This is a genomic window from Pseudomonas sp. DL, assembly GCF_047199225.1.
Lineage (GTDB): Bacteria > Pseudomonadota > Gammaproteobacteria > Pseudomonadales > Pseudomonadaceae > Pseudomonas > Pseudomonas aeruginosa.
Map to the genome: position 1 here is coordinate 4,236,447 of NZ_CP178323.1, position 24,632 is coordinate 4,261,078.

Below are 24,632 nucleotides of genomic sequence, written 5' to 3' on the forward strand. Positions count from 1 at the left end.
TTTTACCCAGACTATCGACTTGCCCCCCTTCCCGCAATTCCCGGAGGAATTCGCCCATGCATGCCCTGATCGTCGTCGCTCATCATCATCCCCGCTCTCTCACCCACGCCCTCGCCGCGCGCATCGCCGAAGGCGTGGTCCGCGCCGGTCATTCCGCGGAAACCGCCGACCTGGCGGCGGAAGGCTTCGAGCCGCGCTTCGGCCTGGCCGACCACGCCGTGCATCGCGGCCAGGCGTCGCCTCCCGCCGACGTCCTCGCCGAGCAGGCGCGCATCGATCGCGCCGATACCCTGGTGCTGGTCTACCCGATCTACTGGTGGTCGATGCCGGCCCTGCTCAAGGGCTGGATCGATCGCGTGTTCTCCAATGGCTGGGCCTTCGACTACAGCATCGGCGGCGACCTGCGGAAAAAGCTGCAGCGCCTGCGCGTGGTGCTGGTCGGTGTCGGCGGCGCCGATGCCGGCACCTTCGAGCGGCACGGCTACGCCGGGGCGATGCGCACCCAGATCGACCATGGCATCTTCGATTACTGCGGCGCACGGGTGGTCCGTTCCGAACTGTTGCTGGAGTCGGAGACCGCCGATCCGATCCGGCATCTGGACCAGGCCCTGCACATCGGCAGCCAGCTCTTCGCCGCACGCGGCGCGCAGGGGGCCGCCCAGGCGCAGCCGCTGGAGGCCTGACCCCAGGTCATTCGGCCAGGTGCATGGCGAAACCGGCCCGCTGCGGGGCAAGTTCGTCGCGCAGGGTCAGCGCCGGGATCAGGTAGTCGCCGCCGTTCTGCCGGCGGAAGGGGATCGGCGCAGCGCGCTGCAGGTCATCGAGGCGCCGGCCCAACTGCTCGCTCAGCGCGGCGAAACGCTCCGCGTCGATCCGGCCGCTGCGATAGACGACGAACGGCGGCAATACCTCGAAGCCGGGGTAATGCAGGATGCCGTGGTGGATGGGGAACAGCAGGTCGTCCATCGGTCCGTTGATACCGCGCGCGGCGTAGTGCGACTCCCAGCCGCCGGCGGTGACTACCAGCATCGCCCGCTTGCCCTGCATCCGGCCCTCGCCGTAGCGGTCGCCCCAGTGGCTGTCGGAATGTTCGCCGACCCCGTAGGCGAAGCCGCAGGCATAGACGCGATCGATCCAACCCTTGAGGATCGCCGGCATGCTGAACCACCAGAGCGGGAATTGCATGATCAGCGTATCGGCCCAGCACAGCTTGTCCTGCTCACCGGCGATGTCGACGCTCTGCCAACCGTTCTCGAAGGCGCGCAGGGAAGTTGCGGAAGGATCGAAGCGTTCGCTGGCCTCGCGCTCGAGGCTGTCGCCGGCATCGAGCACGGCCTTCCAGCCCATCGCGTAGAGGTCCGAAACCTGCACCGCATGGCCGGCCGCCTCGAGGCGGGCGACCGCGAAGTCCTTGAGCGCACCGTTGAGGGAGCGCGGCTCGGGATGGGCATAGACGATGAGTACGTTCATGGCGGATCTCCGGCAAAAGGTGGGCGCAGGATCGGCCATCGCCGGATTATAGTTGAAATGAATATCCGAAATTCCAGGTATATTGATGATTAATCTCCGGCGACTGGACCTGAACCTGCTGGTGACCCTCGACGTGCTGCTCACCGAACACAATGTGACGCGCGCGGCGGAACGCCTGAATTTTTCCCAACCCTCGGTGAGCGTGCACCTGGCCAAGCTGCGGGCGATCTTCGACGATCCCTTGCTGCTTCCCGGCCCGCGCGGGATGCGCCCGACGGCGCGGGCGGAGGAGCTGCGCGAGCCGTTACGCCTGGCCCTGGAAGCCCTGGAGCAGGCGGTGGCGCCGGCCGCGCCGTTCGATCCGACGCAGTCACGGCATACCTGGCGCGTCGCCGCCACCGACTACGCCGAGTCGGCGATCCTCCTGCCGATCCTCGCCAGTCTTCGCCGCCAGGCGCCGGGCAGCCGCCTGGCGGTGCTGGAGCTGGCGCCGACGCGAATCGTCAGGCAGGCGGAACGCGGCGAGATCGACCTGGCCTTCCACACCCTCGAAGAAGCGCCGCCGGGACTGCGCTGTCGCCGGCTGTTCAGCGAGCGCTATGTGCTGGCCGGGCGCGCCGGGCATCCGGGGCTGCGTCGGCGACCGACGCTGAAGCAGTTCTGCCGCCTCGAGCAGGCGATCGTCTCGCCCGACGGCGGCGGCTTCCTAGGTCCCACCGACCAGGCGCTCGCCGAACTCGGCGCGGAACGCCGGGTGGCGTTGTCGGTGCCGCACTTCCTGTTCCTCCGCGCGGTGCTGGAAAGCACCGACCTGGTGGCGCTGCTGCCGTCGCGACTGGTACGCGAGCGCGACAGGTTGCGGGTGGTCGAGGCGCCCCTGGAGGTGCCCGGCTACGACCTGGCCATGCTCTGGCACGAGCGCTCGCACCGCGATCCGGCCCATCGCTGGCTGCGCGAACTCATCGCCGCCTCGGTGTAACGCGGCGATACGCTTCGGTCGTCGCCGCGGTTTGACGCACCGTCGCGCTTTGCCCAAGCTAGCGGGCTTCGATCCACCACCAGGAAGTCCTTGGCGTGAAGTTTCCGTTCCATCCCTGGCGCCGCCTGCTGCTCTGCGCGCTCCCTTTCGCCGCCCTGCTGACCGCATGCGACGACGGCAAGAAAGAGCCCCCGCCCAAACCCGCCGAAGTCACCACCTACAACAGCGTGCCCTGGGACGCCCTGCCGGCCACCAGCGACGCCGACCTGCTCGCCGGCTTCAATGCCTGGCGCTCGGCCTGCGCGCGGCTGGCCAAGGACCCGGTATGGGGCGAGCCCTGTGCGAGCGCCACGACGGTCGCCGCCGATCCGACGGCGGTGCGCGCGTTCCTCCAGGAGCGGATGCAGGTCTATAGCCTGCGTTCCTCCAGCACCGGCGACCAGGGCCTGATCACCGGCTACTACGAACCGGTCTACCACGGCAGCCTGAGCCAGGGCGAAAAAACCCCGGTGCCGGTCTACGGCGTACCGGACGACCTGGTGGTGGTCGCGCTGGAAAGCGTCTACCCGGAACTCAAGGGCAAGCGCCTGCGCGGACGCCTGGAAGGCCGGGTGCTGAAACCCTACGACGACGCCGCGACGATCCGCGACAACGGCTCCAGCGCGCCGGTGCTCGCCTGGCTGGGCGACCCGATGGACCTGCAGTTCCTGCAGATCCAGGGTTCCGGGCGCATCCAGCTGGAAGACGGCCGGCAACTGCGGATCGGCTACGGCGACCAGAATGGCCACCCGTACAAGCCGGTCGGCCGCTGGCTGGTCGAGCAGGGCCTGGTGCCGAAGGAAGAGATCAGCATGAAGCGCATCCGCGACTGGGCCGAGGCCAATCCGCAGCGGGTCTCCGAACTGCTGGCGAGCAATCCCAGCTTCGTGTTCTTCAGCCTGCGCCCGGACAGCGACGAAGGTCCGCGCGGCTCGCTGAACGTACCGCTGACCGACGGCTACAGCGTGGCCATCGACCGCAAGGTGATTCCGCTGGGCAGCCTGATGTGGCTGTCCACCACCCGCCCTGACGACGGCAGCGCGGTGGTCCGTCCGGTGGCGGCCCAGGATACCGGCGGGGCCATCGTCGGCGAGGTCCGCGCCGATCTGTTCTGGGGCACCGGCGACGCCGCCGGCGAACTCGCCGGACACATGAAGCAGCCGGGCCGGCTCTGGCTGCTATGGCCCAAGGGTGCGCCGCTGCCCGCCTCCTGAAAACCTCCGGCCGGTGCCGACGCACCCGGCCGGGACGGCTGGCCAACGCAACGCCAGCGAGCGCCCGACACCGCCGACCAGCATCGACGGCGCCGGGCGCGCTTGCGGCAGCAACCATTCAAACGATGAATGACGCCGCAGAATCTTCTGTGATGATCGCCGCGCCAGCCGGACCTCCGCGCCTCGCCGCAGCGGCCAGCCCCCCCGAAACCACTTGTCCGTGCTACCCCCGGCAGGCGTAGCCGCGGCCGCCTGCCTCGGCAAAAAGCCATCAGCCGGCACGCTTCGAGGCCCCTCATAGCGCCCTTTCGCCAACTACCAATTCTCATAGTTGTGAGGGGAAATTTGTATCTTATTTTAAATACCCACGAAACATATAAAAACACACACACAGCGAAACACTTCGGAAAACCAACGCAAGGTGGAAGTGCAATGCGTGACCGTGAATCCATTCTCATCGCTTTTCTCTCTTTCCTGACGATAAGACTGCATGGCAGCAGTTGACTGCCCTTGAGTCGACGGCACTCCGTATTTCCATAACGGTTTTTCCGGGCAAGGCGCCTCGACGCTTGCCGCTCGCGTGAGCGAGCCGGTGGGCGGCGGACGACTGGCAGAGCCCGGGAAGACTCGGTGGCCGTCTTCGCGAAAAACCAAAAATCCTTCATTTAGCCGAAGAAGCCGGCAGATGGACTCATTTTTTCGAAAAAAGGCGATTGCCAGAATGTCCCAGAACTCCCTGCTCGACCTGTACGCGCACCCGACGGTGGTGGCCCGCTTCAGCGAAATGGCAGCGCTTCATCCCCATCGCGAAGCCATCAGGGACCGTTTCGGAAGTGTCGACTATCGGCAACTCCTGCATAGCGCCGAACAACTTTCAGACTATCTTCTCGAGCATTATCCGCAGCCGGGAGTTTGTCTTGGAGTGTACGGCGAATATTCTCGGGAAAGCATTACCTGCCTGCTCGCCATACTGTTATCCGGCCATCACTACTTATATATAGACCTGAAACAACCGGCGGCCTGGAATGCAGAGTTGTGCCGGCAGGTCGACTGCCGCCTGATCCTCGACTGCTCGACCACGCCGACGCCGGCCAACGGTCTTCCCTGCGTCCCGGTCAGGCACCTGCCTGCCGCTCCGGCCTCGGTCGCCCGGCCATGCTTCGCGGCGGACCAGATCGCCTACATCAACTTCTCCTCGGGCACCACCGGCCGCCCGAAAGCCATCGCCTGCACCCACGCCGGCATTACCCGCCTGTGCCTGGGCCAGTCGTTCCTCGCGTTCGCTCCGCAGATGCGCTTCCTGGTGAACTCGCCGCTGTCCTTCGATGCGGCGACCCTGGAGATCTGGGGTGCGCTGCTCAACGGCGGCTGCTGCGTGCTGAACGACCTCGGCCCCCTCGACCCGGGCGTGCTGCGCCAGTTGATCGGCGAGCGCGGAGCCGACAGCGCCTGGCTCACCGCCTCGCTGTTCAACACCCTGGTGGACCTCGACCCGGACTGTCTCGGCGGCCTTCGCCAGTTGCTCACCGGCGGCGACATCCTCTCGGTGCCGCACGTGCGCCGGGCGCTGCTGCGGCATCCGCGACTGCACCTGGTGAATGGCTACGGACCGACGGAGAACACCACCTTCACCTGCTGCCATGTCGTCACCGACGACGACCTCGAGGAAGACGACATCCCCATCGGCAAGGCCATCGCCGGCACCGCGGTGCTCCTGCTCGACGAGCACGGACAGGAGATCGCCGAGCCCGACCGGGCCGGGGAGATCGTCGCCTTCGGCGCCGGCCTGGCGCAGGGTTATCGGAACGATGCGGCGCGCACCCGCGCCAGCTTCGTCGAGTTGCCCTATCGCGGCCGCCTCCTGCGTGCCTACCGTACCGGCGACCGCGCTCGCTACGACGAGCAGGGCCGGCTGCGCTTCATCGGCCGCGGCGATGGCCAGGTCAAGCTGAACGGCTATCGCCTCGACCTCCCCGCCCTGGAACAGCGCTTCCGCCGCCAGCCAGGCATCCTCGACTGCGCCCTGCTGGTCCGCGAGCGCAACGGCGTCAAGCAACTGCTCTGCGCCTGGACGGGAAAAGCCGACGCCAGCCCGCAGGCCCTGCTCCGCCAACTGCCCACCTGGCAGCGCCCGCATGCCTGCGTCCGGGTCGAGGCCTTGCCCTTGACGGCGCACGGCAAGCTGGACCGCGCCGCCCTGCTGCGCCGCCTGGAAGAACCGCTGGAGCGCTGCGCCAGCGCGCTCGATCCCGACCAACGCGGCTGCGCGCAGCTGTGGAGCGAATTGCTGGGTTGCGAGGTCGGCGCCGCCGACCAGGATTTCTTCCTCTGCGGCGGCAACTCGTTGCTCGCCCTGCAACTGGTCGCCCTCTGTCAATCGGCGGGTGCGGGAGCAAACCTGGGACTCGCCGACTTGCAGGCAAACTCGCGCCTCGACCAGTTCAGCCGTCTCCTGCGCAGCCACGGCCTGGCGCCGGAGCGTCTGCTGGAACGGGCGGCGACGCCGGAGCAGCCGCTGGTGCTGTCGAGGAGCGCGGCATGAACGTCGGTCTCTCCGCGGAGGTGCGCTACCACTGGTTCCGCGAGCACCTGGTGGTGGTCGGCGATTGGCACCGCCTGTCCCCCTCCGAGCGCGACCGCCTGCGGCACCAACCGATGCCGGATGAGGTCGCGCAGTCCTTGCGCGTCGACCTGGCGCCCTGGTCCTGCGGGATGGTCTTCAGCGAGCTGCTCGGCGCCGACCTGACCCGCTTCGGCCTCTGCTACCTGGCTCCGGCCGAGGTGCCGGCATCCGACCTGACGCGCCTGGGACGGCGCCTGCGCGAAGAGTTCCCGTTGCTCGACAGCCAGGTGGACAGCGGCGCGGAAGGTTTCGAACTGGTCGTCCACGGGCAGCCCGAGGAGAGCCCGGCGCTGGAAGTCGGCCCCTTCGCCGACGAAAACACGCTCATCGCAGCGCTGCTGCAACGCCCGCATTCCCTGTTCGAGCGCGGCCTGCTGCGACTGTTCCACGGGCGCTGCGGAGGACGTGCGCGCTGGGGCGTCTGGCTGCATCACCTGGTCGCCGACGCCGACTTCGCCAGCGTGCTGCTGGCCCGCCTGGCCGTGCTCAACGCCGCCCCCACGACCGAAGCGGCGGCCCCCGAGTTCGGCTTCCTCCAGCAGCAATGGCGCCTGGAGCGCCAGCTGCGCGAGCGCAGGACCAGGCTGGAAGACTACTGGAGCGAGCGCGGCGAGGCGTTCCGCGAACTGGCGAGCCTGCCCTGGGCGGAGCGCGCCAGCCATTGCGAGGATTTCCGCTTGGCCGCCACGCCAGGAGGCGGCGAAGCCGCCCTGCTGACCCGGCTCGCCTGCGCCCTGGCTCTCGCCCTGGCCAGCCAGGGCGCCACCGGCAAGGTCCTGGCGCTGACCCCGGTCAGCCTGCGCAGTCGCCGAGGCACGGCGGTTTCCGGTTGCTGGCTGAACCTGGTGCCGCTGTTGCTGGACGCCGCGACCGCCGAGGACACCTTCGAACGACACAGGCTCGAGGCCTTCGAGCACAGCCTGCTGCCGGCGGAGGCCATCGCCGAACGGGCCGGGCTGCGCTATGCCGACGCCCAGGTGATGATCAATGTCATCGACCAGCCATTCCGCAGCGCCGGGTTCATCCACCGGCCGACACTGAAGAGCCGCCTGCCGCTGACCCTGACCCTGGTCCGGCGCGACGACGGCGGCTGGGACGCCAGCCTGGCCAGCCGCTTCGGCCGCGAACGGACCCTGGCGCTGGCGGCGGCCATGGCCGAGGCGCTACGCCCATGCTGATCCTGCTGCCTGACTTCATCGGCCACCCGAGCTGCTTCCGCGGGCTGCTGGCACGCCTCGGCGCAACGGACTGCCGGCTGGTCGACTACCACCGGCTGGATGCCTACGCCAGCATCGAAGCCCTCGCCAGCCAGGTACTCGACGGCCTGGCGGAAGAACCGGACTGGCTGATCGGCTATTCCTTCGGCGGCCTGGTCGGCTACGAGATGGCCCGCCAGTTGCCGGCCAGCCGCCTGCTGATGATCGACAGCCACCTGCCCTGGCCGGCCCTGCGGCGAATGCCGCCGAGCGAGCAATACCAGCGCTGGCTGAGCGCCGAGATGCGCGAATGGATCGCCCTGATGAGCGAGCTTGGCGAACTGCGCGAAGAGGTCCTGCTGCGCAATGTCGAGCTGTTCGGCCGCTGGCAGCCCCGCCATCGCCTCGCCCGCGCCAGCTGGGTGCGCTGCCGGGACGACGCCGGCCGCGACCCGGCCGCCGAACGCTGGTGCGACCTGATCGAGCGGCTCGACACCTTCCCCTGCGAGCGTCCGCACCACCTGGCCCTGCAGGACCCGGCGGTGATCGATTTCATCGTCCACACCGTCAGCAAGGAGTCCGTCCAATGAAACACTATCGGCAGGTGGTATCCCCGCAATTGCGCCAACAGGCGCTGGACTGGATCCTCGCCGCGGCGCAGCGGCCGGACCCGGCGCTGGAACCGGAATTCGACATCGCCGACGACGAGCGCCGCGAGGCGAAGAAGGTGCGCAACCTGCACCGCCACGACCCGCTCTTCTGGGACGACTGGTTCGCCCGCTCCGGGCTCGACGCGCTGGTCCGCGACCATCTGCGCAAGCCGCGCCTGCTGCGCCACGCGGCGTTCATCAAGCGCCACGCCGACGAGTCCTACATCCCGCTGCACCAGGACATCGCGCTATGGGAGAAGCGCTACGAAAGCGCGCAGACCTTCTGGGTCGCCCTGACCCCGTCGCGGAACGACAACGGTGGGATGTTCTATTACCCCGACGACCGCACGATCTTCCCCCACGAGTTCGACCTCGCCTACCCGATGTTCAAGTGCATCGACCTCCAGGCCAACGGCATTTCCCGCGAGCAACTGGTGGATGCCGAGCTGGACGCCGGCGACGTCCTGGTCTGGCCCGCCCGCACCGCACATGGCAGCCACAACAACCGCAGCGGCCAGCTGCGCATCGGCATGCCGATCGTCTTCGTCGACGACGACGAATTCCACCAACTGAATCGAGAGGACAGCATGAAAACCTGGATCGCTTCCAACCTGAAAAGCGTGTTCCCGGACGAGGCAATCACCGAGGACAACCTCGACCACTATCTTCCGCAGCTGTGCGACTACTCGCTGAAGATGGTCACCTTCCTCGCCCGTTTCTCCCGCCAGTTCGGCCATGCGCCGAAGATCCACGACTTCATCAGGGAGCCGCGGCTGGCGACGCTGTCGGCCTCGGACGCGGGAGCGAGACGATGATCCGGGTCATCGACTGCACCCTGCGCGAGGGGTGCCAGGCCCGCCAGTGCAGCTTCGACAGCGCGCAGTCGGTCCAGCTGGCGAGGGAAATCGCGGCGCTGGGGGTGGATATGATCGAGTGCGGCCACCCGCGGATTTCCGCGGACGAACGCGAGCGGGTACGCGCCGTGGTGGCGGCCGTTTCCACGCCGGTGCTGGCCCACGCCCGGGCGCGCCGGGAGGATATCGACGCGGTGCTGGAAACCGGTGCGCAGTGGGTCGGGCTGTTCGCCTCGATCAACGCGATCTCGCTGGAAACCAAGTTCAAGGGCATGAGCCGCGAGGAGGTGCTCGAACTGTTCCACGACGCGATCCGCTACGCCCGCGAACGCGGCCTGCGGGTCCGGGCCACGGTGGAAGACGCCGCGCGCACCTCGGTCAGCGACCTGGTCAGCATGATCGCCACCGCGCGCGACGCCGGCGCCGATCGCATCTGCTTCGCCGACAGCGTCGGCATCCTGCTGCCGGACGAGACCTTCGACGTGCTCTCGCTGCTGCGCCACGAGTTCCCCGACGTGGTCTTCGAGTACCACGTGCACAACGACCGCGGCCTGGCCCTGGGCAATACCCTGGCGGCGATCCAGGCCGGGGTCCAGTGGCACTCGGCGAGCTGCAACGGGATCGGCGAACGCGCCGGGATCACCGACACCTTCCAGTTGCTGACCCTGCTGCACACCAAGTTCGCCGCCGACCGCTTCAACCTTAAGAACGTCCTCGCGGTCTCCGAGCTGGTCGAGGCGCACAGCCGGATCAAGCGTTCACCGATGCACCCGGTGGTCGGCGAGAACGCCTTCGTCCATGTCGCCCGCCTGCACCAGTTGGCCATGCAGGAAAACCAGGACGCCTACAGCGCCTTCGATCCGGAACTGATCAACGGCCGCGTCTCGCTGCAACGCTACATGCCGATGCACCGCCAATCCCTGTTCCTCACGCCTTTCGAGAAATCCGCCAGCGAACTGAAGTACCACCGCCACGGCCCCGGCAAGCGCTTCGTCATGCTCGACCGGCGCCTGCTCGACGGCTCGCCGTTCTACTTCATCGCCCGCCAGTTCCACGACGTCGGCGACGGCGGGCCGGGCCACGTCGACAGCCACGTGCACAACTGCGACTCGGTGTTCCTGTTCCTCGGCAGCGACGAGGACTACCGCGGCCTGGAGGTGGAAGTCCTGCTCGGCGGCCAACTGCGCCGTTTGCAGAGCCCGGCCAGCGTGTTCATCCCCGCCGGCGTCGAGCACAGCTACCGCTACCTCGGCGGCAGCGGCACCTACATCAATTTCGTCCACAAGGGCGATTACCACGAGAGCCTACTGGAGATTACCCAATGAAGCAGTTCGACAAGCACGCAGACGCCTACAACGTGGTCCGCGGCAAGATCGCCTATCCGGATTCGCTCTACCGCAACCTCGCCGAACGCGCCCCGGCACGCGAAGCGGCGCTGGACATCGGCTGCGGCAACGGCGTCTCGACCGTCCGCCTGCAACCCTGGTTCCGCTACGTGGAAGGCAGCGACCTGGGCGAGGCGCTGATCGCCAAGGCCCGCGAGAACTACCCGGAGATCCGCTTCAGCGTGTCGCCGGCGGAAACCTTCGCGCCGCAACGCCGCTTCGACCTGGTCACCAGCGCCACCTCCTTCTACTGGATGGACCGCAAGCAGGTGCTGACGCGCATGGCCGACTGGCTGACCCCCGGCGGGCTGTTCTGCGCCTACAAGTACGACTTCCCGATCGCCTACGGGCCGCTGCGCGACTTCATCGAGCACGAACTGGTGAACAAGTGGGCCAAACACCGTGATCCGCGCCTGACCCGCTATGACGACACCCTGGAGATCATGGGCAGTTGCCCGCACCTGCGCGACTGCCGCCGCGAAGTGTTCGCCAACATCATCTTCCTCAGCCCGGAGGAGGTCGCGCTGTTCTTCCTCTCCACCAGCTACGTGACCCGCTACATCGAGCAGGAAGGCGGCGAAGACTACGCCGACCGCTTCATCGCCGCGGTGCGCGAGATCGAGAGCGCGCCGCAGGTGGCGGTGAACTTCGACATCCACGCCTTCACCGCGCTGAATCGCTGAGGAGCCGGCATGAGCAGCCTCCCCGTACCCGTATCGCTCGACAGCACCCTCCGCCATCTCGGCAGCGCCGACCCGCGGCGGCCGTTCCTGATCGACGCCCGCGAGCCGGAGCGACCGCTGGAATACACCTGGGGCGACGCCGACCGCCAGGTCGATGCCCTCGCCGAGCAGATCGCCGCGCATGCCTGCCGCAGTGTCGGCGTGCTGCTCGACAACAGCTACCGCAACCTCTGCCTGATCTATGCGGTCATGCGCGCGGGCAAGCATCTGGTGCTGATCGATCCCGAGTGGGGGGAGGCCGCGAAGCAGGCCATCGTCGACGAGATGCGCCTGGAAGCGCTGGCCAGCGAACATCCGCTCGAGGGCGCGCTGGCCGGGCTGCGCCTGGCGCTGGACTTCGAGCGCAGCGCGACGCGCCGGCTCGACCGCGCCGCGCACAGCCACATGATCCTGTTCACCTCGGGCACCACCGGTCAGCCGAAAGGCATCGAACTCAGCCAGCAGGCCATGCTCCATGCCTACCGCATCGGCCGCGACTGCCTGGGCATCGGCGAGCACACGCGCTCCGGTTGCTTCTACCGGATCAGCGGCCTGGGCATCCTCGGCATCAATTTCCTCTTCCCGCTGCTGTACGGCGGCAGCGCGGTGCTCCTGCCGCTGCACTGCTGGGCCGACAGCGAAGGCTTCTGGAAATGCGTGGAACGCTTCAGCATCAGTTTCCTCTACCTGGTGCCGCCGGTGGTCAACCACATGGTCAAGGAAGGCTCCCCGCCGCCGCGCCGCTTGCCGTTGCAGCGCCTGCTCTGCGTCGCCGGCTCGGCGCGCCTGGACGCCGACCTGCAGGCGGCCTTCCAGCGCGACTACGCGGCGCTGGCGAACATCTACGGCCTCAGCGAGTGCGGCTTCGCCTTCCTCTTCGGCAAGCGTCGCGGCGATGCGTTCGACAACTCGGTGGGACCTGCCGTCGGCCTGGAACTCAAGCTGACCGACCCCGACGGCCGCCCGCTGGAGGGCAGCGGCGAACGCGGGCGCCTGTGGGTGCGCACGCCGAGCCTGTTCTCCGGCTACGTCAACCGCCCCGACCTGACCGCCCAGGTGCTCGAGGACGGCTGGCTGAATACCCAGGACCTCGCCTACTTCGACGAGGACCGCTGCGTGCACGTCCTCGGCCGTTGCGACGGCACCATCAACAAGGGCGGCAACCTGTTCCACCTGAATGAATGCGAAAGGGCGCTCAACGGCCTGGACGAGGTGATCGACGTCTGCTGCCTGAAGGTCGACTGCCCGCTCTATGGCGAAGACTATGTCGCCGTGATCCACACCGCGCCGCAGGTCGAGTTCGCCTTCCTGCCCTGGCTCCAGCAGCAGCTCGGCACCCTCCGCGCGCCACAGCGCGTGGTGCTGTCGCACCAGGCCCTGCCGCTGAACGGCGCCGGCAAGCACGACCGCCGTGCGCTCGCCGCCCTGCTGCAACGGGAAGCCTCGTGATGTGCGGCATCCTCGGTTACGTCGGCACCGGTTTCAGTGTCTCGCGCTTCGCCGGAGCGCTACGCCTGCTGGCCCATCGCGGCCCGTTCGGCGAGGGCATCGCGGCCCTGCCGAACGGCGCCATCGGCATGACCCGCCTGCCGATGTCCGGCGCCGCGGCGGTACCGCTGCCGCCGCAGGAGGGCCAGCGGCGGGTCGCCTACAACGGCGAGGTCTACCAGGCCGGCTGCGAAATCCATGGCGAGATCCGCCTGCTGCTCGACGGCTTGCAGCGCGGGGTACTGCCGGACGGCATGTACGCCCTCGCCAGCTGGGACCCGCAGACCCGGCAATTGACCCTGCTGCGCGACGAGTTCGGCATCAAGCCGCTGTACTACAGCTACCAGCCCGAGCGCGGCCTGCTGGCCTTCGCCTCCGAGCCGCGGGCGCTGCTGCACCTGCTCGGCGGCGCCCGCGCCGACGCCGAGGCGATCGCCCAGGTGGTCGCCGCCGGCGTGCCGCTGGAAGGCCAGACCCTGTTCCAGCAGGTCCGTCTGCTGCTGCCCGGCGAGGTGTTGCGCTTCGATCTCTCCCAGGAGCGTCCGCGCCTCTGCCAGCGCCAGCGGCTGGCCACCGCCCCGGCCAGCGAGGTGGACAGCCTCGACGAGCAGCTCGGCGAAACCCTCGAACGCTGCCGCCAGACCTTCCGCCCCTGCGCCCTGCTGGTCAGCGGCGGGGTCGATTCCAACCTGCTCGGCAGCTACCTGGACCCGCAGTTGCAACGCTTTCACCTGTGCCTGGAAGGCGACGAGGAAAGCCTGCTGCCACACCCTCGGCTGCAACGCTTCGAGCTGCGCCAGGAAGCCTTCATGCCGCTGCTGCGTCGCGCGGTCGGCAACTTCGGCGGGGCGACACGGATGTCCAGCCTGCTGATGTACCAGCGCCTGGCCGACGGTATCGGCGAGCAGGGCTATCACTGCGTGCTTCTCGGCGAAGGCGCCGACGAACTGTTCTGGGGCTACCCGCGCCATCTCGAACTCTGGCGCCGGCGCGACGCGCCGGAACCGCGGCGCTTCGCCGCCGCCTGGTTCGGCGAGTACCGGCGCAAGGCCACGCTGCTGGCGGAACCGGCGGGCCGACGGGTCGCCGAGCGGATCGAGGAACTCGCCCACGAGGCCCTCGGCCAGGGCCTCGAGGCGGCGATCGGCCAGTTCGACCTGCACTACTCGCTGGAGCCGCTGCTGCGCCGCGCCGACCATCTGCTGATGTCGCGCACCATCGAAGCGCGCACCCCCTACCTGCATGGCGCCCTGGCGCAGCGCGCCGGGCGCCTCCAGCGGATCGTCGGCGACACCGCCAAGGCACCGCTGGTGGCGCTCCTGGAGCAGCGCGAGAAACGCTGGCAGGCACAGCCGAAACGGCATTTCCGCCTGCCGTTCGAACGTTGGCCGCAGGCCCTCGGGGAAATGCGCCGGCACCTCGCCGAACGCCTGCCGGCGCTCCACGATCTAGGCCTGGAAGGCCTGGATGCACCGAGCGTCGCGGCTCTGCCCGGCGACCAGTTGTTCACCCTCACCACCCTGTCGCTCTGGCAGCAGGAATACGGAGCCTCGCTATGACAACCATCCATCGTCGCCCCGCGCCCTGGCGGGGCAACGCGGTGTTCTGCGCTTCGGCCGCTTTCGCCGCCGGCCTGGAAACGCTGTTCGCGCGCCTGCTGGAGCGGCGTCCCGCGGATAGCGCGGAGGCTCTCCTGCGCCAGCGCCTGCATCACGAACTGGAGCATGGAAGCGGCGTGCTGCTGCACGATTCCGCGCTGCTGCGCGGACTCGCCGAGGACGAATTCCAGCGGGTGTTCCGCGCATTCTGCCAATGGCTGGGACGCACCGTGGCGATCAACCGCAACGGCGAGTACCTCAAGGAAGTGCGCGACCTCGGCCTGCGCGACGCCCGCGACGCGCCGCAGCGCGGCCACCTGACCAGCCAGGAACTGGCCTTCCACTCCGATCGCGCCGACCTCACCGTGCTCGCCTGCTGGTCGCCGGCACGCCGGGGCGGCGCCTTCCGCATCCGTTCCTCGGCCGACGTCCTCGCCACCCTGGAAGCCGCCAATCCGGCCTGGCTGCCCCTGCTCGGCCAACCGATCCCCCACGACCTGCGCGACGAAGGCGACGCCGACTACGCGCTGGTGCCGCTGCTCACGGAAACCCCGCGGACCTTCGTCTTGCGCTATATCCGCAAGTTCAACGAATCGGTGACGCGCCACGGGCTAAGCCTCGCCCCGCAGGTGCGAAGCATGCTCGACGGCCTGGACGAGGCGATCGAACGCGCCGACGGCTATGCCGAACTGGACTTCAGCAAGGGCATGCTGGTGCTGGTGAACAACCACACCACCCTGCACGCGCGCACCGAGTTCAGCGACGACGAGCGGCAGCGCCGCTGCCTGCTGCGCTGCTGGCTGAGCAGCGAGTTCACCCGCGAACTGCCGGAAAGCTTCCTGCCGCTGTTCCACCAGGTAGCCGCCGGCAGCCTGCGCGGCGGCATCCGTCCCCTCGCCCAGGAGCCCCGCCCGTGAGCGACAACACCTTCAGCATGCAACGCTTCCGCGCCCTGCCGACGGAAATCCACGTGATGCTCGTCGGTACGCTGCTGACCCGCGGCGCCTACTTCATGGTCTGGCCGTTCCTGGCATTGCTGCTGTGGCGCGAGTTCCGGCTGTCCGCCAGCGCCATCGGCCTGCTGCTGGCGCTGGCGACCGTCTGCGGCGCGCTCAGCGGCATCTACACCGGCTGGCTGTCGGACCGTTTCGGGCGCAAGCGCCTGATCTTCTTCGGCACCAGCCTCAGCGGGCTTTCCTTCGTGTTGCTGGGCTTCAGCGGCCAGCCGCTGTCCTACGGACTGGCGATCTCCGGGGTGAGCATCGGCTGCGCCCTGCTCGAATCCAGTTGCAAGGCGCTGATCGGCGACCGCGTCGAGGATCGCCGCTCGCGGGAACTGGCGCTCTACTGCCGGTACTTCCTGATCAACCTCGGCGCCGCCCTCGGCCCGCTGATCGGCCTGACTCTCGGCGTCGCCGCCCAGGCCGGCACCTTCCTGGTCACCGCGCTGGTCTACTTCTGCTACGGCCTGCTGCTCTGGCGCCTGCTGCACCACCTCGAACTTAAGCGGCGCAGCCTTGCCCCACGATCCTCGACGGGGTTCCTCGAAGCCTGCCTGAGCATGGCCCGGCATCGCGCCTTCACCCTGCTGTTGCTGTGCAACATGCTGGCCGCGCTGATCTACGCCACCTTCGATTCGACCCTCGTGCAGTACCTCACCCGCAGCGGTCTGCCCGACGTGGTCAACAGCATCGCCCTGCTGGTGACCATCAACGCGCTGACCATAGTGGTCGCCCAGTTTCCCCTCCTCCGCCTGCTGGAAAACACCGGCACCGGCGGCCGCCTGATGCTCGGCATGCTGCTCATGCTCCTGGCCCAGCTAGGCTTCGCCTGGACCCCGGTGACCCTGTTCGCCGGCCTGGCGCTGGCCACGGTGGTGCTCAGCCTCGGCGAACTGATCGTGTTCCCGACCTTCAGCGTGGAGGTCGACCAACTGACCCCCGACGACTTGCGCGGCAGCTATTTCGGCGCGGCCAATCTCTACAGCCTCGGCACCGCGCTGGCACCGCTGTACGGCGGGATCATGCTCGACCATGCCGGCAGCCAGGCGCTGTACCTCGGCCTGGCCGCGCTGTGCGGGGTGATCATGCTGCTGCAGGTCGGCGCGGTCGGCCTGCGCCAGGCCGAGCGGGCCGGCGGATGAGCGGCGCGCTGCTGGTCTCGGGATTTTTCCTGCGCCGCTCCGCCTGGTCCGTGGAAGGCGCCGGCTGGCGAAGCTGCGACCATCTGCGCGACGCGCCCGGATGCGACCTGGCGCATTGGCTGGACCAGGCCGCCGCCACGCTGGCCGGCGAGGAGCGGGTGATACTCTGCGGCCACAGCTTCGGCGGCTACCTGGCGCAATGCCTGGCGGCCCGCCTGGGCGAGCGCGCCGCGCACCTGTACCTGTTCAGCGCGCTGGTCAGCGAGGGCGGCGGCGCGCTGGAAAGCTACCAGGACAGCGGCCAGGACAATCTCCTCGGGCTATGCCGCCTCGACCCGCTCGGAGGGCGGGTCCGCCTGGAAGACCGCGCCGGCTTCCTCGAACTGCTCGGCGCCGAGGTGCCGACCAGCGCCAGCGAACCCGCGCAATTGCTGATCGACCCGCCGCCGCAGGTTCGTCCAGCCTGCCCGGTCACCTACGTGGTGGCGGCCGCCGACCGGCTCAGCCCGCCGCCGCTGCAACGTACCTTCGCCCACCGCCTGGACGCGCGAGTGCGGGAATACCCGGGCGGGCACCTCGCCGCACTGGCGGACCCGCGCTTCCTTCGCGCCCTGATCGAATCTAATAATTAGATAGATAAATCCGAAAATACGCGCTTTTTTATCGCAATGATCTGACGGATGATGACCCCATCAACCGCCCGCACCCTCGCGCAAACGAGCGGCGACGGGCCCAATGGAGATCCGATCATGATCGAACGTCGTCCCTTCGACCGTCTGGGCCATGCCAACCACGGCTGGCTGAACGCGCGTCATCATTTTTCCTTCGCCGACTACTATGACCCGGAGCGCGAGGACTGGGGCCGCCTGCGGGTCTGGAACGATGACGAGATCGCCGCCGGCAGCGGCTTCCCGCCGCACCCGCACCGCGACATGGAGATCATTACCTATGTCCGCGAAGGCGCGATCACCCACCAGGACAGCCTGGGCAACAAGGGCCGCACCGAGGCCGGTGACGTGCAGGTGATGAGCGCCGGTACCGGCATCGTCCATTCGGAGTACAACCTGGAAGCCGAGACCACCCGGATCTTCCAGATCTGGATCATCCCGGACCGCCGCGGCGACCAACCGCGCTGGGGCTCCAAACCGTTCCCGAAGGCCGAGCGCGACGGTCGTTTCGTCACTCTCGCCAGCGGCGACGAGCAGGACAGCGAAGCGCTGCACATCCGCGCCGACGCCGAGGTCGCCGCGGTGACCCTGAAGGCCGGCCAGAGCGCCGAGTACGCCCTGGAAAACGGTCGCCGCGCCTACCTGGTGCCGGCCACCGGCAGCATCGAGGTCAACGGCGTGCGCGCCGAGGCCCGCGATGGCCTGGCGGTACGCGACGAACCGACCCTGAAGGTCACCGCCCTGGAAGACAGCGAAGTGCTGCTGGTGGAAGTGGCCTGACCCGACAGCCCCTCGCCCCCACGGGCGAGGGGCTGCTTTCGTTGCGCCCCAGCCTCTCTCGACGCAGCGGCGTTATCCGCCGCAACGCCTCCGGCCCTGCCGACTGGGTTCTTCCCAGCTTCACGCTTCGCGCTCACACTACCCGCAGAAGAATTCGAGAGGCTCCGCCATGCGTGAACTGCAACCCCTGCTGGAGAACCACGGGCTGCTCCTGCTGTTCCTCAACGTGCTCTGCGAGCAGGCCGGGCTGCCGATCCCCGCCTACCCGGCGCTGATCGTCGCCGGCGCGCTGGCCATGCAGGGCGTCGGCGCGCCGCTGGGCGTGGTCCTGCTGGTGGTGGTGCTCGCCTGCCTGCTGGCGGACGTCGCCTGGTACCTGGCCGGACGCCGCTACGGCGGCTTCCTCCTGCGCAGCATCTGCAAGGTCTCGCTGTCCCAGGACAGTTGCATCCGCCAGAGCCAGAACATGTACCTGCGGGTCGGTCCGAGGGCGCTGCTGATGTCGAAGTTCCTGCCCGGCGCCAGTGCGTTGTCCACCACCCTGGCCGGCATGACCCGCACCCACCTGCGCCGCTTCCTCGCCTACGACGCCGCCGGCTCGGCACTCTGGGCCGGTTCCGCGCTGCTGCTGGGGGTGATCTTCAGCGATGCGGTAGACCACCTGCTGGCCCTGCTCAGCGACTACGCGGCCATCGGCGCGCTGCTGATCGCCGGCGCCTTCGCCGCCTTCATCGCCTGGAAGCTCTGGCAGCGCCAGCGCCTGCTGTCGCGCAGCCGGCGGATTCCGCGAATCAGCGTGGAGGAACTGGAAAACCTTCGCGAACAGGGGCAATTGCCGGTGATCCTCGATGTCCGCGCCCATCACGAAGACGAGCCGAGCGGCATTCCGGGAGCCATCCCGGTGGAGCTGAACGTGTCGCTGAAGGACCTCCCCGGCGACCTCAGGGACGCCAGCATCGTCATCTATTGCGCCTGTCCCCACGAACTTTCCGCCGCGATGCTCGCCCAGCGCCTCAACGCCTCCGGCTTCACCCGCACCTGGGCGCTGGCCGGCGGCCTGGACGCCTGGCGCAAGGCCTACGGGCAGGTCGTGGCGAACGCCTGAGCGACGCCCACCGGGTTCAGCCCAGGGCCTGCACCGCCGCGCCGCCGGCTTGCCGCTGCGGCGCCGGCGAGGAGAACACCAGGTAGCCGTCCTCGACCTTGCCGTAGCGCAGCAGCGCCAGGTCGAGGACGTAGTTCTGGTAAAGCTTCCAGGGCATCCGGTCGCCCTGCTTGGGCATGCGCTCGGCGGCGCGCTGGATGTAGCCGGAGTCGAGGTTGAGGAAGGGCTCCTCGCGCACGTCGCCGGTGCTGTCGCGGGCGGTCACCTGGCGCATGCCGGTGGCATCCATGTGATTGATCAGGCGGCAGAAGTATTCGCTGGAGAGGTCCGCCTTGAGCGTCCAACTGGCGTTGGTATAGCCGACCACCGCCGCCAGGTTCGGCAGGTCGCGCAGCATGATGCCGCGATAGCCCATGCTCTGGTTGACCTGGAACGGCTTGCCGTCGACCGCCAGCTCGGCGCCGCCGAACATCACCAGGTCGAGGCCGGTGGCGGTGACGATGATGTCCGCCTCCAGCACCTCGCCGGTCTTCAGGCGAATGCCCCGCTCGACGAAGCGGTCGATGTGCTCGGTGACCACCGACGCCTTGCCCTTGCGCAGCACCTTGAACAGGTCGCCGTCCGGCACCGCGCAGACCCGCTCGTCCCACGGCTTGTAGCGCGGGCTGAAGTGACGCATGTCGAAGCGTTTGCCCAGTTGCAGGCTGGCCAGCTTGAGCAGGGCCTTGCGGACCAGGCCGGGGAAGGTCCTGGCGAGCATGAAGAAGACCATCTGCATGGCCACGTTGCGCGCCCGCGCCTGGCGGTAGATCCAGGTTTCCGGAAGGAAGCGGCGGAGGAAATTGGAGATCGCGTCCTTCTGCGGCAGGGTGATCACGTAGGATGGCGAGCGCTGCAGCATGGTGACGTGGGCGGCCTTGTCGGTCAGCGACGGCACCAGGGTTACGGCGGTCGCGCCGCTACCGATCACCACCACCTTCTTGCCGCTGTAGTCGAGGTCCTCGGGCCACAGCTGCGGATGGACGACCTGCCCGGCGAAATCCTCGCGACCGACGAATTCCGGGGTATAGCCGGCCTCGTAGCGGTAGTAGCCGGTGCACATCAGCAGGAACTGCGCGGTCATGCGCAGCGGCTCGGGCTCGTCGCCGCGCTGCACGTCGAGGTTCCAGCGCGCATTGGCGGAATCCCAGTCGGCCCTGAGCACCCGGTGGCGGTAGCGGATCTTCCGGTCGATGCCGTTCTCCCGTGCGGTCTCCTCGATGTAGCGGCGGATCGACGGACCGTCGGCGATGGCCTTGGGATCGCTCCATGGCTTGAAGTTGTAGCCGAGGGTGAACATGTCCGAGTCGGAACGGATGCCGGGGTAGCGGAACAGGTCCCAGGTACCGCCCATCGCCGCGCGCCCTTCGAGCAGGGCGAAGCTCTTGCCGGGGCAATGCTTCATCAGGTGGTAGGCGGCGCCGACGCCGGACAATCCGGCGCCGACGATGAGTACGTCCAGGTGTTCGACAGGCATAAGGTTCCTCGATCGGCGGAAGCGTCCAGCCGTCTGCTGGGCTGATGCCCTCCACCCTACAGAGGGGATGCCGCGCGGGTATCCCAACCTTCGTACTGCGATATCCGCAAAGTATGGACCCAGGCGGGGGAATCACCCATGCCGGCGTACCGGCATGGGTCGGGCGCTAGGAGGCGCGGGAAGGTTTCTCCGGGGTCTCCGCCGCTACCGCGCCACGGTCTTCCAACTGGTCGGTCTGGAACAGCGTCTCCAGCTCGACCCGCGCCTCGCGAGCGCTTTTGATCAGCGCGTCGCGGTCGTTGTAGAACAGGTGCTGGGAGGCCAGGACCTCTTCGTCGTGCCGGCGGAAACGACGGATCCGCGCGTCCGCCTGTTCCTCGCTCAGACCCAGGCCGCAGAGCACCATGCGGCTCATCTCCAGGCTGGAGAAGAAGGTCTCGCGCACCGGCTCGACCCCGGCGTCGAGCAACAGGTGGACGTGCTGGCGGTTACGCGCGCGAGCGATGATCTTCAGGTGCGGATACAGCTTGCGCACGCGCTTGGCCGTCTCGATGTTGGTCTCCGGGTCATCGGTGGCGATGACGAAGAACTCGGCCTTCTCTACCTGGGCCGCGCGAAGGATCTCCGGGCGCATCGGGTCGCCGTAGAAGATCGGGATCGCGCCGAGGGTACGGGTCAGCTCGATGGTCTCCACCGAGGTGTCCAGGGCGATGAACGGCACGCGCTGGGCGCGCAGCACGCGAGCGACGATCTGGCCCATGCGGCCGACCCCGGCGATCACCACGCGCGGGGTGTCGTCGTTGTCGATGCGTTCCATTTCCGGCGGCGGCTTCGTCGCCTCCGGCTCCTTCGCCAGCAGGCGCGCGAGGCCGAGTACCAGCAACGGGGTCAGGGCCATCGACAGGGTGATGGAAAGCACCAGCAGGTTGTGCAGGTCGTTCTGGAACAGGCCCTGGTCGCGGGCCATCTTGAACACGACGAAGGCGAACTCGCCGCCGGCCGCCAGGACCACGCCCAGGCGCAGCGCCGAGGCCTTGTCGAGGCCGCCGGAAATGCGTCCGACGAAGTACAGCACCGGCGCCTTCAGGGCGATCAGCAGCACGGTCAGGCCGAGCACCATCCACGGCGACTTGAGCAGCAGGCTGATGTCCGCGCTCATCCCCACGCTGATGAAGAACAGGCCGAGCAACAGGCCCTTGAACGGCTCGATCTGCGCCTCCAGTTCGTGGCGGTACTCCGAGTCGGCCAGCAGCAGGCCGGCGAGGAAGGCACCGAGGGCCATGGACACGCCGGCCAGCTCCATCAGCAGCGCGGTGCCCATCACCACCAGCAGCGCGGTGGCGGTGGACATGTCCTGCAGCTTGGTCTGGGCGACGATGCGGAACACCGGGCGCAGTAGATAGCGGCCACCGACCACCACCGCGGCGATGCTGCCGACCACCTTGAGGGTCTGGGTCAGTTCGCTGCCGCCGGCGTCGCTGTGCGCACCGCTGAGCAGCGGGATCATGGCGATCAGCGGGATCGCCGCGATGTCCTGGAACAGCAGGATGGCGAAGGCCAGGCGGCCATGGGGCTGGGTAAGTTCCTTGCGCTCGGCGAGGATCTGCAGGCCGAAGGCGGTGGACGACAGCGCCAGGCCCAGGCCGAGCACCACCGCGCTGTTCACCGGCTGGTCGAAGCCGACCAGGGCCACAGTGCCGATCACCAGGCCGGTCAGCAGCACCTGCAGCAGGCCGACGCCGAACACCGACTTGCGCATCACCCACAGGCGCCGCGGCGACAGCTCCAGGCCAATGATGAACAGCAGCAATACCACGCCCATCTCGGAGATCTGCGCGACGCTTTCCGGGTTGTCCACCAGGCCCAGCACGCTGGGACCGATCAGCACGCCGGCCAGCAGGTAGCCGAGCACCGCGCCCAGTTGCAGGCGCTTGGCCAGCGGCACCATGAACACCGCCGCGATCAGGAAGACCACGCCGGACTGGAGAAAACTGCTTCCGTGTTCCACGCTCAACTCCCGCTGGCGGCGCTGGCGCCGAACCGGTCGCGGATGGTGGCGATGGTCTCCACATCCATGGCGATATAGGCCTGCTTGACGAAGGCGTCGTAGGGTAGTTCGTCGCCCAGCGGCTGCAGGTAGCGGGTGCAGTAGGCGAAACGCACGAACAGCGAGCCGGGTTCCGGCTCCTCGATGGTCATGTCGAGGCTGCCGCCGGCCACCTCGGCGCTCGGCTTGATACTGTAGTGGGCACTGTCCGGCGCCTTCAGCACGACTTCGTCCTCGACCACCAGACCCGGCAGGTACAGGCGCCGGTGCAGGCGGTCGCCGTCATCGACGAGGATCTCGAAACGCTCCAGGCCGACGACGAAATACTGTGGCTCGCGCGCACGGCAGACCAGGCCTTCCCAGAGTTGCAGCCGGTCGAGGACCGGCAGGTCGACAAGTGTCCGGTCGTTGACCTGGACCAGGTGTTCGAATTGCATGTGGCTCACTTCCTGTTCGGTGCATGCGATAGGCGAGTTCTGACCGGCGATGGGTGCAGAAAGTTTTCCCGCTGCCGGCGAATCGCCAGGCCGCAGGTCCACAACGATCGCCGACAGGCATTCGAGGACGCCGCCGGGGCACCCGGCGGCACATCGACCTCACTCGGCGTCGATCTTCCAGGGAATCGGCGGAGCGCTCAAGCGCGGCCCTTCCAGGGCGTCGAGCCGGCCGAAGCGGGCATCCCCCTCCTCCCAGGCCTTCTGCGCCCGGGCGATCTCGCCCTTGCTGTGGCCGACGAAGTTCCACCACATGAAGATCTCCGCACCGAACGGTGCGCCACCCAGCAACAGCACCCGCGCGCCAGGGTCGAGTTGCAGTTGCAGGCCGTCGCGGCCGTCGCCCAGGTAGGCCAGTTCGTTCACCGCGAAATGCTCGCCGCCCACTTCCAACCCGCCTTCCAGCGGCAGCAGGCCGTACTCGAAGTGCGGGTCGAGCGTCAGTTGCAGGGTCGAGGCGTCGTGGCAGGCCAGGTCGGCACCGAGCAGCGGCGAGTAGAGCCGGCACGGCGCCTGTCGCCCGGCCAGCGCACCGGCCAGCAGGGTGAAGGTGACCCCCTGCTCCTGCCAGCGCGGCAGGTCGGGATGATGATCGAAGGCCGGGGCGATGTCGCGCTGCTCGTAGGGCAGCGCGATCCACAACTGCGCGGCGTGGGCGTGGCGCTCGTCGGGCAGCGACTCCTCGGTGTGGGCGATGCCATGACCGGCGGTCATCAGGTTGACCTGGCCGGGGCGGATCACCTGGACGTTGCCCAGGCTGTCGCGGTGCAACGCCTCGCCCTGGATCATCCAGGTAAAGGTCTGCAGGCCGATGTGCGGGTGCGGGCCCACGGCCAGTCCGCCGCCAGGTTCGAATTCGGCGGGACCGGCATGGTCGAGGAAGCACCAGGCACCGATCATCCGCCGCTGGCGCGACGGCATCAGCCGACTGACGGTGATCCCGCCGCCGATTTCCGCGGCACGCGCGGTGACCCGTTGCAGCAGGTGTTCGCGGCGCTCCGGACAGTCCCGCGAGGAGGACAGGTCGCAACGCTCTTCGGTATTGCTCATGTTCAGGCTCTCCGGTGACGAGGCATTCAACCGCGCAGGCGGCGCACCCATAGCTGCAGGGCCTGCAACTGCTGCTGGATCAGCTCGCGCGCCTTGTCGTCGAGCAACCGGCCCTGGGCGTCGAAGGCGTTCTGCGCGCTGGAGATCATCACTTCCGGCTTGTTCAGCGGATGAACGTCGAGGAACACCAGCGTCTGGCGCAAGTGATACTGCGCCCGCGCGGTGCCGAAACGCCCGGCACTGGCACCGAGGATCGCCGCCGGCTTGCCGGAGAACGGCTGCTCCGGCGGCCGCGAGGCCCAGTCGATGGCATTCTTCAGCACCCCGGCCATCGAATAGTTGTATTCCGGGGTGGCGAACAGCAGCGCGTCCGCCGCGCGGATCTGCTCGCGGAAGCGTTCCACCGCGGGCGGGAAGCCGAGGGCGTAGACGTCCTCGTTGTACAGCGGGATGCCGGAGATGTCCGCCAGCTCGATGCTCATGCCCGGCGGGACCAGGCCAATCGCCTCCTGCAGCGCCGCGCTGTTGTAGGAGCCGCTGCGCAGGCTGCCGGAAATGCCCAATACCTTGATGTCGTCGCTCATGCCGTGCTCCTCGTTGTGCGTGCGGGT

The 24,632-nt window shown here is 68.2% G+C and carries 22 protein-coding genes; 16 read left to right on the forward strand and 6 right to left on the reverse strand.

Annotated features, from left to right (window positions below; genetic code table 11):
• The first annotated feature begins 56 nt into the window (after positions 1-56).
• On the forward strand, positions 57-683 hold the full coding sequence (locus tag ACI766_RS19630; protein ID WP_003116364.1) for an NAD(P)H-dependent oxidoreductase: 627 nt from the start codon (positions 57-59) through the stop codon (positions 681-683).
• Between the two features lie 7 nt (positions 684-690).
• Here the strand turns inward: ACI766_RS19630 and ACI766_RS19635 are convergent, their stop codons facing one another.
• Complete coding sequence (locus ACI766_RS19635; protein ID WP_412828463.1) at positions 691-1,470, reverse strand: NAD(P)H-dependent oxidoreductase; 780 nt, start codon at positions 1,468-1,470, stop codon at positions 691-693.
• Between the two features lie 85 nt (positions 1,471-1,555).
• Here ACI766_RS19635 and ACI766_RS19640 point away from each other — a divergent pair, with 85 nt between their 5' ends.
• The 15 genes from ACI766_RS19640 to ACI766_RS19710 all read left to right on the forward strand — a co-directional run bounded on the left by ACI766_RS19640 (position 1,556) and on the right by ACI766_RS19710 (position 18,914).
• A complete protein-coding gene (locus ACI766_RS19640) occupies positions 1,556-2,449 on the forward strand; it encodes a LysR family transcriptional regulator (RefSeq protein ID WP_003116363.1) in 894 nt (297 codons plus the stop codon).
• 95 nt (positions 2,450-2,544) lie between these two features.
• Positions 2,545-3,702 carry a murein transglycosylase A gene (locus ACI766_RS19645; RefSeq protein ID WP_087823839.1) on the forward strand — a complete coding sequence of 386 codons (1,158 nt, stop codon included), beginning with the start codon at positions 2,545-2,547 and terminating at the stop codon, positions 3,700-3,702.
• 721 nt (positions 3,703-4,423) lie between these two features.
• Positions 4,424-6,244 (forward strand): non-ribosomal peptide synthetase, encoded by a 1,821-nt coding sequence (locus ACI766_RS19650; RefSeq protein WP_023110811.1) that lies wholly within the window; start codon positions 4,424-4,426, stop codon positions 6,242-6,244.
• A complete protein-coding gene (locus tag ACI766_RS19655; RefSeq protein ID WP_058148892.1) occupies positions 6,241-7,503 on the forward strand; it encodes a hypothetical protein in 1,263 nt (420 codons plus the stop codon). The genes ACI766_RS19650 and ACI766_RS19655 overlap by 4 nt, the downstream gene beginning before the upstream one ends.
• Positions 7,497-8,111, forward strand: coding sequence for an alpha/beta fold hydrolase (locus ACI766_RS19660; RefSeq protein WP_003109228.1), 615 nt, complete (start codon positions 7,497-7,499; stop codon positions 8,109-8,111). The genes ACI766_RS19655 and ACI766_RS19660 overlap by 7 nt, the downstream gene beginning before the upstream one ends.
• Entirely contained in the window at positions 8,108-8,986 is an 879-nt protein-coding gene (locus ACI766_RS19665; RefSeq protein ID WP_003116358.1) for a phytanoyl-CoA dioxygenase family protein, read from the forward strand. The genes ACI766_RS19660 and ACI766_RS19665 overlap by 4 nt, the downstream gene beginning before the upstream one ends.
• Positions 8,983-10,350 carry a LeuA family protein gene (locus tag ACI766_RS19670; protein ID WP_017148843.1) on the forward strand — a complete coding sequence of 456 codons (1,368 nt, stop codon included), beginning with the start codon at positions 8,983-8,985 and terminating at the stop codon, positions 10,348-10,350. Before ACI766_RS19665 ends, ACI766_RS19670 begins: the two co-directional genes overlap by 4 nt.
• Positions 10,347-11,093 (forward strand): class I SAM-dependent methyltransferase, encoded by a 747-nt coding sequence (locus ACI766_RS19675; RefSeq protein ID WP_003112447.1) that lies wholly within the window; start codon positions 10,347-10,349, stop codon positions 11,091-11,093. The genes ACI766_RS19670 and ACI766_RS19675 overlap by 4 nt, the downstream gene beginning before the upstream one ends.
• A 9-nt stretch (positions 11,094-11,102) precedes the next feature.
• Positions 11,103-12,581, forward strand: a complete 1,479-nt coding sequence (locus tag ACI766_RS19680; RefSeq protein WP_058148893.1) for a long-chain fatty acid--CoA ligase — start codon at positions 11,103-11,105, stop codon at positions 12,579-12,581.
• On the forward strand, positions 12,581-14,179 hold the full coding sequence (locus ACI766_RS19685; protein WP_058148895.1) for an asparagine synthetase B family protein: 1,599 nt from the start codon (positions 12,581-12,583) through the stop codon (positions 14,177-14,179). The genes ACI766_RS19680 and ACI766_RS19685 overlap by 1 nt, the downstream gene beginning before the upstream one ends.
• A complete protein-coding gene (locus ACI766_RS19690) occupies positions 14,176-15,135 on the forward strand; it encodes a clavaminate synthase family protein (RefSeq protein ID WP_003082503.1) in 960 nt (319 codons plus the stop codon). Before ACI766_RS19685 ends, ACI766_RS19690 begins: the two co-directional genes overlap by 4 nt.
• Positions 15,132-16,361 carry an MDR family MFS transporter gene (locus ACI766_RS19695; protein WP_016253707.1) on the forward strand — a complete coding sequence of 410 codons (1,230 nt, stop codon included), beginning with the start codon at positions 15,132-15,134 and terminating at the stop codon, positions 16,359-16,361. The genes ACI766_RS19690 and ACI766_RS19695 overlap by 4 nt, the downstream gene beginning before the upstream one ends.
• Positions 16,358-16,993 carry an alpha/beta fold hydrolase gene (locus ACI766_RS19700; RefSeq protein ID WP_003120549.1) on the forward strand — a complete coding sequence of 212 codons (636 nt, stop codon included), beginning with the start codon at positions 16,358-16,360 and terminating at the stop codon, positions 16,991-16,993. Before ACI766_RS19695 ends, ACI766_RS19700 begins: the two co-directional genes overlap by 4 nt.
• A 117-nt stretch (positions 16,994-17,110) precedes the next feature.
• Entirely contained in the window at positions 17,111-17,809 is a 699-nt protein-coding gene (locus ACI766_RS19705) for a pirin family protein (protein ID WP_003086661.1), read from the forward strand.
• A 169-nt stretch (positions 17,810-17,978) separates the two neighbouring features.
• A complete protein-coding gene (locus ACI766_RS19710) occupies positions 17,979-18,914 on the forward strand; it encodes a DedA family protein/thiosulfate sulfurtransferase GlpE (RefSeq protein ID WP_003112452.1) in 936 nt (311 codons plus the stop codon).
• A 16-nt stretch (positions 18,915-18,930) separates the two neighbouring features.
• Here the strand turns inward: ACI766_RS19710 and ACI766_RS19715 are convergent, their stop codons facing one another.
• The 5 genes from ACI766_RS19715 to ACI766_RS19735 form a co-directional block, all read right to left on the reverse strand.
• Positions 18,931-20,430, reverse strand: a complete 1,500-nt coding sequence (locus tag ACI766_RS19715) for a flavin-containing monooxygenase (protein ID WP_003082495.1) — start codon at positions 20,428-20,430, stop codon at positions 18,931-18,933.
• Positions 20,431-20,596: 166 nt separating this feature from the next.
• Positions 20,597-22,438: a glutathione-regulated potassium-efflux system protein KefB gene (kefB, locus tag ACI766_RS19720; RefSeq protein ID WP_003112454.1), complete on the reverse strand. Its 1,842-nt coding sequence runs from the start codon at positions 22,436-22,438 to the stop codon at positions 20,597-20,599.
• Positions 22,439-22,440: 2 nt separating this feature from the next.
• Positions 22,441-22,914, reverse strand: a complete 474-nt coding sequence (locus tag ACI766_RS19725) for an SRPBCC family protein (protein WP_003082488.1) — start codon at positions 22,912-22,914, stop codon at positions 22,441-22,443.
• 159 nt (positions 22,915-23,073) lie between these two features.
• Complete coding sequence (locus ACI766_RS19730) at positions 23,074-24,021, reverse strand: pirin family protein (RefSeq protein ID WP_003145400.1); 948 nt, start codon at positions 24,019-24,021, stop codon at positions 23,074-23,076.
• A 26-nt stretch (positions 24,022-24,047) separates the two neighbouring features.
• Positions 24,048-24,605: an NAD(P)H-dependent FMN reductase gene (locus tag ACI766_RS19735; RefSeq protein WP_003082483.1), complete on the reverse strand. Its 558-nt coding sequence runs from the start codon at positions 24,603-24,605 to the stop codon at positions 24,048-24,050.
• Between the last annotated feature and the right edge of the window lie 27 nt (positions 24,606-24,632).

Excerpts from the sequence above, each read along its gene's own strand:
- ACI766_RS19650 (WP_023110811.1), top strand. The coding sequence starts at position 4,424 with ATGTCCCAGAACTCCCTGCTCGACCTGTACGCGCACCCGACGGTGGTG.
- ACI766_RS19630 (WP_003116364.1), top strand. The coding sequence starts at position 57 with ATGCATGCCCTGATCGTCGTCGCTCATCATCATCCCCGCTCTCTCACC.
- ACI766_RS19730 (WP_003145400.1), bottom strand. The coding sequence starts at position 24,021 with ATGAGCAATACCGAAGAGCGTTGCGACCTGTCCTCCTCGCGGGACTGT.
- ACI766_RS19665 (WP_003116358.1), top strand. The coding sequence starts at position 8,108 with ATGAAACACTATCGGCAGGTGGTATCCCCGCAATTGCGCCAACAGGCG.
- ACI766_RS19685 (WP_058148895.1), top strand. The coding sequence starts at position 12,581 with ATGTGCGGCATCCTCGGTTACGTCGGCACCGGTTTCAGTGTCTCGCGC.
- ACI766_RS19660 (WP_003109228.1), top strand. The coding sequence starts at position 7,497 with ATGCTGATCCTGCTGCCTGACTTCATCGGCCACCCGAGCTGCTTCCGC.
- ACI766_RS19710 (WP_003112452.1), top strand. The coding sequence starts at position 17,979 with ATGCGTGAACTGCAACCCCTGCTGGAGAACCACGGGCTGCTCCTGCTG.
- ACI766_RS19715 (WP_003082495.1), bottom strand. The coding sequence starts at position 20,430 with ATGCCTGTCGAACACCTGGACGTACTCATCGTCGGCGCCGGATTGTCC.
- ACI766_RS19675 (WP_003112447.1), top strand. The coding sequence starts at position 10,347 with ATGAAGCAGTTCGACAAGCACGCAGACGCCTACAACGTGGTCCGCGGC.
- ACI766_RS19670 (WP_017148843.1), top strand. The coding sequence starts at position 8,983 with ATGATCCGGGTCATCGACTGCACCCTGCGCGAGGGGTGCCAGGCCCGC.
- ACI766_RS19640 (WP_003116363.1), top strand. The coding sequence starts at position 1,556 with ATGATTAATCTCCGGCGACTGGACCTGAACCTGCTGGTGACCCTCGAC.
- ACI766_RS19690 (WP_003082503.1), top strand. The coding sequence starts at position 14,176 with ATGACAACCATCCATCGTCGCCCCGCGCCCTGGCGGGGCAACGCGGTG.
- ACI766_RS19725 (WP_003082488.1), bottom strand. The coding sequence starts at position 22,914 with ATGCAATTCGAACACCTGGTCCAGGTCAACGACCGGACACTTGTCGAC.
- ACI766_RS19700 (WP_003120549.1), top strand. The coding sequence starts at position 16,358 with ATGAGCGGCGCGCTGCTGGTCTCGGGATTTTTCCTGCGCCGCTCCGCC.
- ACI766_RS19705 (WP_003086661.1), top strand. The coding sequence starts at position 17,111 with ATGATCGAACGTCGTCCCTTCGACCGTCTGGGCCATGCCAACCACGGC.
- ACI766_RS19735 (WP_003082483.1), bottom strand. The coding sequence starts at position 24,605 with ATGAGCGACGACATCAAGGTATTGGGCATTTCCGGCAGCCTGCGCAGC.
- ACI766_RS19655 (WP_058148892.1), top strand. The coding sequence starts at position 6,241 with ATGAACGTCGGTCTCTCCGCGGAGGTGCGCTACCACTGGTTCCGCGAG.
- ACI766_RS19635 (WP_412828463.1), bottom strand. The coding sequence starts at position 1,470 with ATGAACGTACTCATCGTCTATGCCCATCCCGAGCCGCGCTCCCTCAAC.
- ACI766_RS19680 (WP_058148893.1), top strand. The coding sequence starts at position 11,103 with ATGAGCAGCCTCCCCGTACCCGTATCGCTCGACAGCACCCTCCGCCAT.